Origin of the sequence: Paenibacillus sp. FSL M7-0656, from assembly GCF_038003225.1 — a bacterium.
In the GTDB taxonomy this organism is placed as follows: Bacteria; Bacillota; Bacilli; order Paenibacillales; family Paenibacillaceae; genus Paenibacillus; species Paenibacillus amylolyticus.
Window position 1 is genome coordinate 6,291,855 of sequence record NZ_JBBOOT010000001.1, and the last position, 14,361, is coordinate 6,306,215.

Genomic DNA, 14,361 nt, shown 5'->3' on the forward strand with positions numbered 1-14,361 from the left:
ATGCATAATCGACTCATTGCAATCATTGGCGCAGGGGTGATGGGATGCGCCACAGCACTGGATGTCGCGAGGGCTGGTTATCGTGTAATTTTGCAGGATATTTCGGCGTCGGTCATCGAACACGCCCCTGATGTTATACGTCGTGAATATCGTTCAGCTTGCTTTCTGAAGCAAGGGTACGGTCAGGTGCCCCTGGATCAGATCATGGAACGAATCTCGTTCCAGACACAAGATGAAGGGGTGGAAGAGGCAAGTATCATTATTGAAAATGTAACCGAAAACCTGGAGTTGAAAAAGGAAGTTTACGCACGACTATACCACAAGGTTCGTCCGGATGCTTTATTTGCGCTAAATACAAGCTGTATTTCCGTGACAAAGCTCGCTTCATTTTTGCCTGACCCAGGTCGAGTCATTGGGGTGCATCTGATGAATCCGGTTCCCGTTAAATCCATGGTGGAGGTGATCAAAGGACATCATACAACACAGGGTACGGAACATGAGATGGTAGCGTTTTTGGAAACTCTTGATAAAAGTCCAGTTGTCATAGAGGATCTGCCCGGGTTTGTCTCTAATCGCCTCTCGCACTTGTTAATGAATGAAGCGGCGTACATTGTACAGGATGGAATCGCTACACCCGAGCAGGTGGACGCCATTATGAAGAAGGGCTTCAATTATCAGATGGGGCCGCTGGAGACGGCGGATCTGATTGGTCTGGATACGGTCGTGCTTTCATTGAAAGTATTGTACGACAGCTATCAGGACCCCAAATTCCGATGCTGTCCGATGTTGCAGAAAATGGTTGATGCAGGACAGTGGGGGCGGAAGACGGGTCAAGGATTCTATGCCTACTAAGATGAAGGGTGGCATGACCATGGAAAAGCTCAAGGATATCAAGTGTATTGTTTGGGATCTGGACCACACCATATGGGATGGGGTTTTGCTTGAATCTGCAGATGTGCAACTGAAGCTGGGCTTAAAGGAGGTGATTGAAAAACTGGACCAGCGAGGTATTTTGCACTCTGTTGCCAGTAAAAATGATGCAGAGCTAGCTTGGGCGAAACTAAACGAACTGGGCATCGCCGAATATTTTCTGTATCCCGAAATCCATTGGGATGCGAAGTCCGTCTCTGTTCAGCGGATTCAGCAGAACATTAATATCGGCATGGATGCCATTCTGTTTGTGGATGATCAACCTTTTGAACTGGAAGAAGTGCAAAGTGTACATGCTGACATCCAGGTACTTCATGCGGATCAATATGAAACCATGCTTGATGACCCAAGGCTGATGCCCCGATTCATTACAGCCGACTCTGCGTGCAGAAGGCAGATGTATCAGGCGGATACGCTCCGTAAACAGGCTGAAGAACAGTATGAAGGACCTTCAGAACAATTTCTGGCTACGCTCGGCATGAAATTTTCCATCTACGAGGCTACTGAGGATGATCTTCAACGTGCAGAGGAACTTACCGTTCGCACCAATCAACTAAATGCAACGGGAATTACCTACAGTTACGAGGAGCTGCATCAACTGATGACCTCGCAGGACCATATGTTATTGGTGTGTGAACTCGAAGACAAATACGGGACGTATGGCAAAATTGGGCTTGCACTTATTCACATGCAGCAGAAAGTATGGCGGCTAAACATGCTTCTGATGTCTTGCAGAGTGATGTCCAGAGGAGCAGGGAGTGTACTGCTAACGTATATCATGCGTGAAGCTCAGAAGCAGGGCAAACAGATGCTTGCGGACTTCAGGGATACCGGAAGGAACCGGATGATGAATATCAGCTATCGCTTTGCCGGTTTCAAGCAGCAATCTGCAGATCAGGAAGGAAGAGTACTGTTTTATCATGATTTACAGCAGGCTGTAGAGTTTCCAGACTACATTGAGGTTTTAGTGCCCGAGGGGCAACATCAATAACAAGGGGGAAGGGCAGTGGATTATCGTCAGGAAATTCGGGAGTTTATCGGGAACAACCTCACCATGGATCATGAGGACACTCAAATTAATGATAATGACAATTATTTTGAGCAACGGTTCGTCAATTCGCTCTTTGCGATGCGTTTGGTGGACTTTGTAGAGCGTAGATTCCAGATTGAGATAGCAAATGAAGATCTGGATTTGGCTAATTTCTGCACGATTAACCGTTTGCATGATCTTATTGAGAGAAAGTTGACTGAGAAGGAGGCGGCACTATGATTACAGCTAATCAGGCATCCATTCGTCCAGTCACAAGTCCGGCAACCAGCCCGTCCAACAAATATATGTATTTGTTTTTGGGAATTTCCTTTGGCACATGTTATGGAATCGCAAGTTTGTTCATGTTCTTTGCGGATTTTATTGTACCCATAACAGGTGAGTTAACCTTGATGCATCCACTTGCGATCGTTGCTCTGTATTCACCTTCCATTGCCGGATTAATTACATGTTATGTGATGGGCGGAAAGGAAGCATTAAAAGGAATGTTTATGAAGCTGGTTCCGCGCAGACAGGACCTGTTCTGGATACCGCTCATTATTGGAATTTCCATCATCTTTGCATCAACAATGCACTTTGGTTCCTTGTTATTCGGCATACCGGTCCCTGAGCTGACATATAGTGTACCTGAAATGATCTGGTTGGGAATTGTGAATCTGATCAAGGAGACGGGGCTGATTGGTGGGCTGTTTGGCTGGATCGGATTTTTGCTTCCATTCTTGCAAGGGAAGTTAAAAAATAATATAACAAGTGGTCTGATTACCGGCCTGTTGTTCGGATTATGGGTGCTTCCGGGATACTTGATTTCCTCTTTTGGCACCTCAACCACTTACATATACTACGTTGTTCAGCTTATGGCATTTATCGTGTTCCAAAGTTATATCTTCAATGCAACCAAAGGTACACTTCTGTTTTATCTGCTTGCATTCTGGCTTGTAGCTACAGGAAGTCAAATTGATTTGTACTACTTTAATCCGCAAGTTCAAATTATGCAATTTTTCTTTTTTGCAATATCGGCTATTGTCATACATGTCATCTTCAAGCGTAAAAATGTGGATACTTCACTTCAGACATTCCCTGCATATGTTCTGGAAAGAAAGTAAGCCTGGTTATGGTGGTGGATAAGTGATGGAACCGATTTATTTGGAGCAACTACAAAAGGGGGAGGGAAACAGACAAATGGTCTGTTTTCCTTATCTCGGTGGCACCTCCAACAGTTTTCAGCCCCTAGTGCCGTACCTTCCTGACACGGAAATTTGGGCGTTTACGCCCCCGGGTCATGGTCTGAACACCGAAACACCCCTGGAGCATATGCAGCAACTCGTAGAACTGTATACCAGCAAGCTGCTGGATGTTATACAGCCCGGCAGTCTGTTATTTGGACATAGTCTGGGAGGGATTACAGCCTACTTCGTTGCGCAACGCTTATGTCAGGAACGTCCAGATGTAGCTAAAACGTTACGGCTTGTGTTATCTGCCTGCAACACGCCTGACGAATGCGGGATGCAGAATTATGATCGGATGTCAGACGAAAATCTGATTAATCATCTGTTTTCCTATGAAGCTCTCCCGCAAGAACTGATACATGAAAAAGAATTATTGAATTATTTTCTGCCCGTCATCCGGGCGGATTTCAAGATGCTGGAATCTGCAGCAACGCTTGAATATGAGCCGCTCTCATTGCCGGTATTGTATCTGTGGGGAGAACGGGATCGTACTGTTACCCTTCAATCAGCGTTGAGATGGGGCCGATATTTTGGCACATCCATGAAGCTTCAAACCATCAAAGAGGGTGCTCACATGTTCATGATGCATCAACCTTCAACGGTGGCGCATTGTCTGACAAGCTTTATGACTCCAGATAAATAGGAACAACTTGTAGATGAGAGGAGCCATGTTCGTTTATGCTGCTACGAATGCTGAGAAACGATATAACGAGAAAAAAAGGGATTACGGCTGCGTTGTTTATTTTTGTACTGCTGGCCGCCTTGCTGGTATCTTCGGGGTCACGAATGATTATGGAACTGACGAGTTCCATCCAATATCTATTTTCTGAATCCAAAACACCACACTTTGTGCAAATGCATGCCGGAGAACTCGATCAGGTCAAAGTGAACACATGGGCTGAAGAAAATGCTATGGTCCAGCAGCATCAGATTGTGGAAATGGTCAACATTGACGGCTCTAATCTGTTTCTCGGAGCAGAGTCCGAAAAGAACAGCGTTATGGACATTGACTTTGTTACACAGAATCAGGGTTTCGACTATTTGTTGAATCTGGACAGTGAGATTATTCAGGTGAACGATGGCGAGATCGCGGTTCCGGTATATTACATGCAACAAAAAAAATTGAGCGTGGGCGACCAGGTTCGGATCGATAATGGTCAATTTGAGCGTTCTTATACCATCGTTGATTTTGTCCGTGATGCTCAGATGAATCCATCGGTTGTGCACTCCAAACGTTTTATTGTGAGTGCAGGGAATTTGCAGGAACTGAAGCAGAGCATCGGAGAGATGGAGTACCTCATTGAATTCCGGTTGACGGATCCCGGACTGACAAGTGAATTTACCCAGGCTTACCAAAATGCCGGACTTCCTAACGCGGGTCCAGTCGTAACCTATGGGCTGTTCCAGGTACTGAATGCGATGACCGACGGAGTTATTGCAGCCGTTATTATTCTGGTCAGTCTTGTGCTGATTCTGATTGCAATGCTTTGCATCCGATTCACGATGCTTGCGACCATCGAAGAGGATTATCGTGAGATTAGTGTCATGAAAGCGATAGGGATTGCAGAGAAGGATATTAAGAGACTGTATCTGATGAAGTATGTATTTATGGCGGGATTTGCATCCGTGCTTGGTTACATTGCATCACTTGGCGTTAACAGATTATTTGTTTCTAACATCATGTTGTATATGGGAAAAGCACCTGCAACCCTGTTGCATTTCGCGATTCCGTTATTAGCCGCTGGAATAATATTTGCCATGGTTGTTCTGTTTTGTCGAACAGTACTGCGGCGTTTTCGTTCCATCTCCGCGGTGGATGCTCTCCGTACCGGGAGCCTGGGAGATACACAGATCATTCGAAACCGGCTTAGTTTGTCCCGCAATCGCTGGTCTTCCGTACCTGTCTTTCTTGGTCTGAAGGAAGTGATACAGCGAATCAAGATGTTCCGATTATTGTTATTTGTCTTTGTAGTCAGTTCATTTATCATGATTGTGCCGGTCAACTTCCTGAACACTTTGCAGGCGCCAAGTTTTATTTCTTATATGGGTGTTGGACAAAGTGATATTCGCATTGACTTGAGGCACACAGACGATGTAGAGCAGCGTTATGACAATCTGGTTACCCAGATCCAAAATGATAAAGACATCAAAACGTATTCCCCATTGGTAACAAGCCAGTTCAAGATTAAAAATGCGGAAGGAAGTTACGACAATCTGAGTGTAGAAACTGGAGATTTCAGTATTTTCCCATTGTCTTATGTTAGCGGTAATGCGCCAACAACCGAGAATGAAATTGCGTTATCTGATGCCAACAGTAGCGAGCTGCGCCTGAAGACTGGTGAGCAACTTACCTTGCTGGTTAATGGCAAGGACCAGATAATGACGGTCAGCGGAATATACCAGGACGTTACGAATGGTGGGAAAACGGCGAAGGCCTTATTACCTTACAACAAGGATAGTGTGTTGTGGTATGTGGTCAGTTTGGATCTGAATAATCGCGGGGACATGGCTACCAAAATTGCTGAATATGAGACGGCTTTCTCGCCAGCCAAAGTAACCGATCTTCAAGGTTATCTGGATCAGACGTTAGGCGGAACCATCCAACAATTGAAAATGGTGACGATGCTGGCCTTGGTCATCGGTGTCTTCATATCTATTTTAATTACAGCACTGTTCCTTCAGATGTTAGTAGCCAAGGACAACAACGACATTGCTGTACTAAGAAGCCTTGGGTTTGCCTTGTCTAAAATCAAGTTCAAGTATGTCGTGATGTCACTTGTCATATTAATCTTAGGGGTTGTTACTGGAACGATATTGTCCAATACGTTGGGTCCGTTGCTGGTTAGTGCCATTATGTCGACGTTTGGTGCTTCCAATATTGTCTTTGTTGTTAACCCGTTACAGGCATATATTTTGTGTCCATTGTTACTTGCAGGCACGATTGTACTAACAGCATGGATTAGCATCCAATCGATCAAGGAAACAAGCATATCCAAAATGATTGTCGAATAGGGAGGATCAACGATGACAACTATACTTGAGGCTAAAGACGTGAATAAATCCGTAGCGATCGGCGAGAATGAAGAACATAACATCTTAAAAGATATCAACCTTCAATTAAAAAAGGGAGAATTTGTTTCCATCATGGGGCCATCTGGCTCAGGCAAGTCTACCTTACTGTACAACATAAGTGGTATGGATCAGATTAGTGCTGGAAGTGTCTATTTTAATGGCAAAAAAATATCGGCATTTGAGGAGAGGGATCTGGCAAGTCTACGTTTGACCAAGATGGGATTCATCTTTCAAAATATTCATCTGCTCAAGAATCTGAATCTATTAGACAATATCGTACTTTCCGCGTATCTGGCCAAGAATAGCAGCAGAGAAACGATTAATACACGGGCAATGTCATTAATGAAAAAAATGGGGATTGATGAGTTGGCTGGGCATAACATCACCCAAGCCTCAGGCGGACAGCTTCAACGGATTGCCATCTGCCGTGCGCTGATCAATAATCCAGATATTTTATTCGGCGATGAACCAACGGGGGCGCTGAATTCCAAATCAACGTATGAGATCATGGACATTCTGGGCGATATTAATGCAACGGGAACAACCATTCTGCTGGTGACCCATGATGTGAAAGTCGCTGCCAGATCGGAACGTGTACTGTTTATGATGGACGGTAAGCTGGTTGCAGACAGAAATATTGGAAAATATGCAAGAGAGCGTCAGGATCTGAAAACAAGGGAAAGCCATTTGGCGCAATGGTTGACTGAAATGGGGTTCTAAAAAAAGAACTCCATGACTACAATAGACCGACAGTCGGTCGAACGTATCGGAGGCCAGGATATGAGACTGATAAAAAACCCGGAAGAACGCAGGAACGAGATTTTGGATGCCGCCGAGATTCTGTTCATAACAAAAGGGTACACCAAAGCTACGGTCATGGATATCCTTCAGGCGTGCAACATTGCCAAGGGTACATTTTATTATTATTTTCAGTCCAAGGAAGAGGTCATGAACGCCATCGTCATGCGTTTTATTCTGAGCGGGGAGGCATCGGCCAGGCACGTGGTGTCCGATCCCAAACTGAATGCCCATGACAAAATTTTTCGCATCATGATGGCGCAGAATCAGCCTGACGGCAGAAAACATGATCTCATCGAGCAATTGCACAGTGTTCATAATGTGGAGATGCACCAAAAGAGTCTTGTTGAGACGGTAATTCGATTAAGTCCCATCTTGGCCGAGGTGGTAGAGCAGGGCATTCAGGAGGGGGTATTTCATACACCTAACCCAAAGGAATCCATCGAATTCCTGCTCGTATCGTCACAATTTTTGCTGGATCGAGGCATCTTTCAATGGGAGGAGGAAGAACTCCAAAAAAAGGTTGAAGCATTCACACATATTATGGAACGTGTGCTGGGAGCAGAACAAGGAAGCTTCGCCTACGTCACTCGTCTCTATTTTCCGAATCAAGGTTAGCCGAGAAAGGAGTATCATCCATGGAACATACCGTTCAAAAATCATTTAAAAAGTTTCTGGTCGTATGGTTCGGTCAGCTCATCTCCATGATTGGGATTGGACTTACTGCCTTCTCCCTGGGGGTGTATGCCTTCGAAAAAACGAATACGGCAACAAGTGTTGCATTGATTACCTTATTCACGTTTCTGCCGAATATCCTGCTTCGACCTATTGGAGGGGTACTGGCAGACCGATTCGACCGTCGAACGATGATGATTATCGGCGACCTGGGGTCGGCAGCCGGTTTGATTTTCATTCTGTCCATTATGCTCACAGGTGATATCCAATTATGGCATATCTACGTGGGAGTAGCCTTTAGTTCCGTGTTCTCCGCGTTGCAGAGCCCGGCATATAAGGCCTCTGCTACGGACCTGCTGGATAAGGAACAATTCTCGAAAGGAAGCGGTCTTGTACAACTGGCTGAATCCTCGAAGTTTCTGTTTTCACCGATCATTGCGGGCATTCTGCTTAGTATAACAACCATTGAAGTCATTCTGGTCATTAATATTCTGACATTCCTGGTTGCCATTCTGGCTGTGCTGGTTATTCGGAAGAGCATGAAGGTGGAGCGAGAGGATCGAGAAGGAAAAAACTGGATCACCGATATTCAAGAGGGCTGGAGAGAAGTTGTAACCAACAAGGGAGTACTGTTGCTGGTGGTGATTATTTCACTTGTCACCTTTTATCTGGGATTCCTGGAGACACTCATTGGTCCGATGCTTCTGTCATTCACGGATGCCAAGACACTTGGAACGTTTCAGTCTGTTAGTGCCATCGGCATGCTGATTAGCAGCTTGTGCATCGGCATATTTACAATAACAAAGAGATACGCAAGTGTGCTTGTGATGGGTCTGATTTTGTGCGGTTTGTCCTTTTCACTTCTGGGCATATCCACCAACATTTATTTTATTATCTTCGCAGGTTTTCTGTTCCTGTCATCACTGCCGTTTGTCAATATGAGCGCAGATGTACTGGTGCGAAACAATATCGCCAACGATAAGCAGGGCAGGGTATGGGGAATCATTGGTATTCTGTCACAACTCGGGTTTATTATCGCGTACAGTTTGGCTGGTTTTCTGGCCGACCATGTGTTTAATCCGTTACTGATGGAGGGGGGAGCACTGGCTTCGTCTGTTGGTCAAATTATTGGAACTGGGCCAGGCAGAGGTATTGCCTTTCTGTTTATCATCGCGGGTCTGTTTGTTATTCTGATCGCAATAATCACATCCCGTTTGAAAATGATCAAATCTCTGGAGCAGAGCCCAGATATAGCGGCTCCATCCGATGTTGGCGGGTTGGCGCACGATTAATTCGAATCCAACAGCGTAAGCCCTTGTCCGCAGCAGCGTGTGATACTTCTTCTGTACGAAGAAGTTATTCACACGATGAGCAGACAAGGGCTTTTTTGTGCTGAGGAGTCAGAAGATGTACTTAGACAAGAGTGTTTGTGTATTTGGATTGTCGGTGGAGCTTACCCTTTAACCGCCCCTGAAGTTAGTCCTCCTACAATATACTTTTGCCCAATGAGGAACACAATCAACACAGGCAATGACGTGAGCACGATATCGGCACTGACCAGATTCCACTGGGCACTGAATTGTCCAAAGAAGTTATATACAGCCAGCGTCATCGGCCACATCTCCACTGTATTCAGCATATAGAGTGGGGCAGTAAACTCATTCCAGACACTCAGGAAATTAAGAACAAATACCGTTACCAGCACCGAGGTTAACAAAGGTACAATGATTCTCAGAAACAGTTTGATCCCATTACATCCGTCCATGATCGCGGCTTCATCCAGCTCCTTCGGGATGTTAGACACAAACGCATATGTAATGAACAGCGAGATTGGAATACCCATAGCCGTATAGAGCAGAATCATGCCGACATGTGAATTAATCATACCCATCGACTTCATGACTTCCATCAGCGGAATGTAGTTGAGCGGTAGGGTGATACCAAGAATCAGGAAGAAGTACAGAAACTTGCTGAGCCTCGAATGGTTGCGGGATAACGTGAAGGCCGAGAAGGCCACAACAAACACCAGTAGCAGAGAAGAAGCCCCAGAATGTAGCAGACTGTTGAAAAAGGAACCGCCCAAATGTCCCTGTTCATAGACAATTTTGTAATTTTCGAAAATAAACTTCTCGGGCAGCGTCAGTTTAAGCACTTTGGCCTCGGCGTCCGACTTGAATGAATTCAGTACAATGACGACAAAAGGAATCAAGACCACCAGGCTAAGCAGCCAGGCGAGAGCATTTAACCCGATCGAAGCCAATCTTTTTCTCAATCGCATGTCAGTATTCCACCTTTCGGTTCATCAAACGAATGATGAAAAAGGAGATGATCGCCATGATGACAAACAGGATGGTGGATAGTGCACTTCCGAGTCCCCAATATCCTTTGGCAAAAGAGGAATAGACCGCCGTGTTAATGACATCTGTCGCGTTACCGGGGCCACCATTGGTTAACACGTATACGGCATCGAATACTCTCAGCCCGTATGTAATATTAAGTACCGTGGCGATGGTAATGGTAGGCATCAGCATCGGAATGGTGATACGGAACAACTTCTGCCCGAATCCGGCGCCATCAATGGATGCCGCTTCGTAATAATCACGTGGAATCGCGAGCAGTCCGGCGATGAACAGCACCATGATGTATCCCATGCCTTTCCACGTATCCACTGCCATAATGGATGGCATGGCCCAGGTCAGGGAGCCCAGCCAATTCTGTGCGAGAACGTCCAGTCCCATGGAACGCAGGGTTACGTTAACGAACCCGTTGTTGGGGTCAAGCAGACTTTTGAACACAAGCCCAACAATCAGGAACGACAGCACCTGCGGGGAGAAAATGATCATCCGGTGCAGATTGGCGGCCTTTACACCGCTGACCAACAGTAGAGCCAGGAACAAGCCCAGAACCGTCTTGGCGATGGATGTAACGAGGGTGAACAAGACTGTGTTTTTGATAAAAAGCAGATAGGTCGGATCACCCGCGAGAATGGTACGGAAATGCTCCAGACCGATAAAGTTCTTCTCCGAACTATAACTGTTCCAGTCAGTGAAGGAATAATAGATGCCCAGCAGGGCGGGAGCAACGATGAACAGCAGATATAACACAATTGCTCCAGATGAGAAATACCAGGGATAGATTTTGTTTGCATTCATAATCCGTAACACCTTTCCTTCCTGCCAAAATACATGAGCGGGCAAACGCCCGCTGCATGTAACGCTGTTCAGCGTTTATATTTATCTGAAATATGCGCTATTATTGCCACGCTTCATCCTTCAACACTTTGGCTTGTTCAGCCCGGCGTTTATCAATATTTTGCAGAATCTGATCCGGTGTCATGGCTCCGGCGAACATACCTGATAAGTCCTTGCCAATATCCATCCATTGTGGATCAATGTATTTTACAGCGGCCTGCATAACCGTACCTTTTTCATGATTTTTCTCATAATCAATATAGTCCTGTGTCAGCTTCGGTTCGATTTCCGGCCAGCAGATCGTCAGGTTACCTTCACCTTCATCGAACACACGTTGCAGATGATCATGCTCGGTAATCCAGCGGAAGAATTTCAGCACTTCTTCGGGATGTTTACTGTTTTTGTTACCAAACATCGCAGCCGATCCGCCCGGATTCACACCAATCGTCTGATTATCTCCCCATGGCATGACGAAGAATCCCATATTGTCTTCCATTTCCGGATACGCTTCGGACACTTCCTTTTCCGTCCCTGGAACCCGCAGCAGCATAGCCGCTTTCTCCTGACCAAACGCTTCAATGCCCGCTTCTACCGTATTGGACAAGAAGTCTTTGCCGAAATAACCGAGATCCGCAAATTCTTTCAACTGTTCAATGACCGTCTTGAGTTGCGTCATATCTGCGACTTTCATCTCATTGTTGTTTAATTTCTCGTAGGTTCCCGCTGTTGTTTGCTCATAGTTAGGCCCTGTTTCGAACAAAGGCAGAACCTGATACCACCCGCTGGCAGGTGCTTGAAAGAATGGAATAATGTCTTTATCCTTTATTTTCTGGCTGATCGCCTTGAATTCTGCATAGGATGTAGGAGGCTCTATGCCGAGCTCTTGGAAGATACGTTTGTTATAGTACACATACCAGATTTTTGTTGGCGCAAAAGAAACCCCGTACACCTTGTCAGTGTGACTGACGGTTGGCAAAATCTCTTCAGACATCCGACCTGTGAATTCCTCATTGGTCAAGTCAATGGCATTTTCCTCCGGTCTTACGTTAGCCGGCATGCTCAATGGGTCCACATCGACATTGAAAATGTCAGGTGCTTCGCCAGAGGCCAGCTTCACCTTGATCAGGTCACGCCACTGTGCGTCAGGTACGACCTGGAAGTCAATTTTGACACCCGTCTCCTGCTCATATTCCTTGGCCATCGTCTGCATGATGCCTGTACGCGGAATACCGGATTGACTTGTTCCAAACGTGAGAGTCACCTTACCCGAACCTTCCGTACTTTTACCTGAGTTGCACCCGGCAAGCAGCAGAGTGGAGAGCAGGAGCACACTTGCAAGCGAAAATAGAAATCGTTTTCTCATCATTGAACCTCCCGGAATATAAAGAAAATTGTCACTTGCCGAAACGCTTAATGTAAGCGTATTCTTATGTGGATAACTTTACTGTGAACAGCGGATGTGCTCAATAGACAAAAGCGTTCTGTTGGGTGGACATTTTCGAATGGTGTGACAGATATCATCATAGGACGAGGTGGTTGAGGATTGCGATATCGATTTGGAACGCTTCAGCAAAGTCTGTTTGCCTATTACTCTGCGGTATTTATTATCTTTTCGCTGATTGTGGCGGGGCTTCTGTATGTTTTTCTCGCAAGTGACATTCGTCAGCGAAGTGAAGAACAGCAGAGACAACTGGGGGTATCAATCGTCAGTAACCTGGATCAGGAAGTGGTGAAAATGAACAACTTTTCCATGAATATTGTGTACTCCAATCTGGTCAAAGAACACTTCAGTCACTACTTGGCACCAGCAGAAGACAGTGAGCAGACAATGACGAGTGATCCGGCATTGTATAAGGATACAACCACACTAATTGATGTCATTCTCGCGATCATCAGCAGCTCCAATACAGCCAAACAGGCCAATATCTATGATGTGAATGGCAAGATGCTGGGAGCGGGTGCATTCAACGGTCAACTGTCGGTAGACCTGACTCAGCGACCGTGGTACAAGGAAACCTGGGAGCGGAGCGGCTGGCGGGTGATTCAACTGTTAGAGGGGGGAGCTTTGCCCATGCCAACAGGTGAGGGAAAATCAGATCAATCCTACATTTCCCTTACCCGGGTGTACAAAGATGGCAACTATGTCAGCCAGGGTGTCGTTGAGATTTTGCAGGATGCCGGAACCCTGTTTCAGCATTTGAATGAATTGCAGACAAATAACGACGATCTTCGGATCTATGTAGTGGATGAACAAAATACAAGGTTGTTTCCACTTTCTTCGGCTGCCGATGCTTCTCAAGCAGGCCATTTCGATGATGTGGACTTGATTCAAAATCTTTCATTTCCGCCTGATACCATGCAGGAGATTAGCGATCCTTTGAGTCAGTCCAAACAGATGATGACGTACATGACGTCACAGGAGACGGGATGGACCGTTATTGTCATGCAGTCCAAACAGTCCCTTTTCGCGAGTCTCAACCGGATGGCTGTGATGTTTATCGGTGCGACGTTTGCTACTCTCATGCTGATTCTGGTTCTCTCGTATCTGATCTCCAAACGGGTTACTTTGCCGCTACATCGTTTGCAGCGCATTATTCAGAAAACGGGTGTGAATGATCTGGTATCGGGTCAGGATTCCGGTCAGTTGTTCAAGCTGGAGCATCCCGGTTCTATTCGGGAGATGGATGAGCTGAATGATACGTTTATCCGGTTGAATCAACAGCTTGTGCAATCGTTTCAGGACAGGCTGGCGATGAAATCTCAGGAGACAGAAGCGAGATTACTGGCGCTGCAATCCCAGATGAACCCGCATTTTCTCTATAACAACATCACTAATATTAGCATCATGGCGGAAGAGGGCATGAATGAGCAGATTGTCGCGTTCTGCGCCAATATTGCGTCTATGCTGCGTTATATTTCTACTCCGGGAAAGAATGGGGTTCCCCTGTCTCAAGAATTGGATTATTGTGAGCGATATCTGGAGTGTATGAAGATTAGGTTTGAGGATGATCTACACTACGAGTTTCATATTCCGGAAGAGATGAAGTATATCCAGGTTCCGATGCTGATGGTACAACCACTACTCGAAAATGCCATGAAATATGGACTGGGTGATACCCCTCCATGGAAACTGAATATTACTGGAGCTATGGATGCGGTACAGCAGACCTGGCAGATCCATGTGGAAGACAACGGGCCTGGCATGGAACCCGAAGCACTTGCCAAGATCATGCATTACATCGAACAGTCACAGGAGTGGGAGCGTATGCCTGATCTCAAAATCAACGGCATGGGACTCAAGAATATATGGGTCCGATTGAAATTATGGTATGGCACGGCAGCCCACATGCTGATTACAAACAAGCCTTCCGGCGGTGTCCAGATTACCATAGGTGGTTCCATTCGAAAGGAGCATGACTGA

The 14,361-nt window shown here is 45.9% G+C and carries 13 protein-coding genes; 10 read left to right on the forward strand and 3 right to left on the reverse strand.

The window, feature by feature from the left end:
- The 9 genes from MHI01_RS27535 to MHI01_RS27575 are packed head-to-tail and all read left to right on the forward strand — an operon-like array spanning position 1 to position 9,041.
- Positions 1-852, forward strand: a complete 852-nt coding sequence (locus MHI01_RS27535) for a 3-hydroxyacyl-CoA dehydrogenase family protein (RefSeq protein ID WP_339283581.1) — start codon at positions 1-3, stop codon at positions 850-852.
- Complete coding sequence (locus MHI01_RS27540; protein ID WP_425607817.1) at positions 842-1,921, forward strand: HAD-IIIC family phosphatase; 1,080 nt, start codon at positions 842-844, stop codon at positions 1,919-1,921. The genes MHI01_RS27535 and MHI01_RS27540 overlap by 11 nt, the downstream gene beginning before the upstream one ends.
- Before the next feature lie 15 nt (positions 1,922-1,936).
- Entirely contained in the window at positions 1,937-2,200 is a 264-nt protein-coding gene (locus MHI01_RS27545) for an acyl carrier protein (RefSeq protein WP_017687156.1), read from the forward strand.
- A complete protein-coding gene (locus tag MHI01_RS27550; protein WP_017687157.1) occupies positions 2,197-3,081 on the forward strand; it encodes a hypothetical protein in 885 nt (294 codons plus the stop codon). Before MHI01_RS27545 ends, MHI01_RS27550 begins: the two co-directional genes overlap by 4 nt.
- A gap of 25 nt (positions 3,082-3,106) precedes the next feature.
- The gene (locus MHI01_RS27555) at positions 3,107-3,847 is read left to right on the forward strand and encodes a thioesterase II family protein (protein WP_339283579.1); all 741 of its coding nucleotides are present in this window, start codon (positions 3,107-3,109) and stop codon (positions 3,845-3,847) included.
- Between the two features lie 35 nt (positions 3,848-3,882).
- Positions 3,883-6,216: an ABC transporter permease gene (locus MHI01_RS27560; RefSeq protein ID WP_339283577.1), complete on the forward strand. Its 2,334-nt coding sequence runs from the start codon at positions 3,883-3,885 to the stop codon at positions 6,214-6,216.
- Between the two features lie 12 nt (positions 6,217-6,228).
- Positions 6,229-6,996 (forward strand): ABC transporter ATP-binding protein, encoded by a 768-nt coding sequence (locus tag MHI01_RS27565; RefSeq protein ID WP_047843824.1) that lies wholly within the window; start codon positions 6,229-6,231, stop codon positions 6,994-6,996.
- 60 nt (positions 6,997-7,056) lie between these two features.
- Positions 7,057-7,692 (forward strand): TetR/AcrR family transcriptional regulator, encoded by a 636-nt coding sequence (locus MHI01_RS27570; RefSeq protein ID WP_036615194.1) that lies wholly within the window; start codon positions 7,057-7,059, stop codon positions 7,690-7,692.
- 20 nt (positions 7,693-7,712) lie between these two features.
- On the forward strand, positions 7,713-9,041 hold the full coding sequence (locus MHI01_RS27575; protein ID WP_074095940.1) for an MFS transporter: 1,329 nt from the start codon (positions 7,713-7,715) through the stop codon (positions 9,039-9,041).
- Positions 9,042-9,202: 161 nt separating this feature from the next.
- Here MHI01_RS27575 and MHI01_RS27580 read toward each other — a convergent pair whose 3' ends face one another.
- From MHI01_RS27580 to MHI01_RS27590, 3 genes are all read right to left on the reverse strand, one after another.
- The gene (locus tag MHI01_RS27580) at positions 9,203-10,027 is read right to left on the reverse strand and encodes a carbohydrate ABC transporter permease (RefSeq protein WP_036668529.1); all 825 of its coding nucleotides are present in this window, start codon (positions 10,025-10,027) and stop codon (positions 9,203-9,205) included.
- Between the two features lies 1 nt (position 10,028).
- A complete protein-coding gene (locus MHI01_RS27585) occupies positions 10,029-10,901 on the reverse strand; it encodes a carbohydrate ABC transporter permease (RefSeq protein ID WP_017687164.1) in 873 nt (290 codons plus the stop codon).
- Between the two features lie 100 nt (positions 10,902-11,001).
- Positions 11,002-12,303, reverse strand: a complete 1,302-nt coding sequence (locus MHI01_RS27590) for an ABC transporter substrate-binding protein (protein WP_340984597.1) — start codon at positions 12,301-12,303, stop codon at positions 11,002-11,004.
- 180 nt (positions 12,304-12,483) lie between these two features.
- On the opposite strand from MHI01_RS27590, the gene MHI01_RS27595 reads away from it, so the two are divergent.
- Complete coding sequence (locus MHI01_RS27595; protein ID WP_340984598.1) at positions 12,484-14,361, forward strand: cache domain-containing sensor histidine kinase; 1,878 nt, start codon at positions 12,484-12,486, stop codon at positions 14,359-14,361.

Excerpts from the sequence above, each read along its gene's own strand:
- MHI01_RS27535 (WP_339283581.1), top strand. The coding sequence starts at position 1 with ATGCATAATCGACTCATTGCAATCATTGGCGCAGGGGTGATGGGATGC.
- MHI01_RS27540 (WP_425607817.1), top strand. The coding sequence starts at position 842 with ATGCCTACTAAGATGAAGGGTGGCATGACCATGGAAAAGCTCAAGGAT.
- MHI01_RS27550 (WP_017687157.1), top strand. The coding sequence starts at position 2,197 with ATGATTACAGCTAATCAGGCATCCATTCGTCCAGTCACAAGTCCGGCA.
- MHI01_RS27555 (WP_339283579.1), top strand. The coding sequence starts at position 3,107 with ATGGAACCGATTTATTTGGAGCAACTACAAAAGGGGGAGGGAAACAGA.
- MHI01_RS27560 (WP_339283577.1), top strand. The coding sequence starts at position 3,883 with ATGCTGCTACGAATGCTGAGAAACGATATAACGAGAAAAAAAGGGATT.
- MHI01_RS27565 (WP_047843824.1), top strand. The coding sequence starts at position 6,229 with ATGACAACTATACTTGAGGCTAAAGACGTGAATAAATCCGTAGCGATC.
- MHI01_RS27570 (WP_036615194.1), top strand. The coding sequence starts at position 7,057 with ATGAGACTGATAAAAAACCCGGAAGAACGCAGGAACGAGATTTTGGAT.
- MHI01_RS27575 (WP_074095940.1), top strand. The coding sequence starts at position 7,713 with ATGGAACATACCGTTCAAAAATCATTTAAAAAGTTTCTGGTCGTATGG.
- MHI01_RS27580 (WP_036668529.1), bottom strand. The coding sequence starts at position 10,027 with ATGCGATTGAGAAAAAGATTGGCTTCGATCGGGTTAAATGCTCTCGCC.
- MHI01_RS27585 (WP_017687164.1), bottom strand. The coding sequence starts at position 10,901 with ATGAATGCAAACAAAATCTATCCCTGGTATTTCTCATCTGGAGCAATT.
- MHI01_RS27590 (WP_340984597.1), bottom strand. The coding sequence starts at position 12,303 with ATGAGAAAACGATTTCTATTTTCGCTTGCAAGTGTGCTCCTGCTCTCC.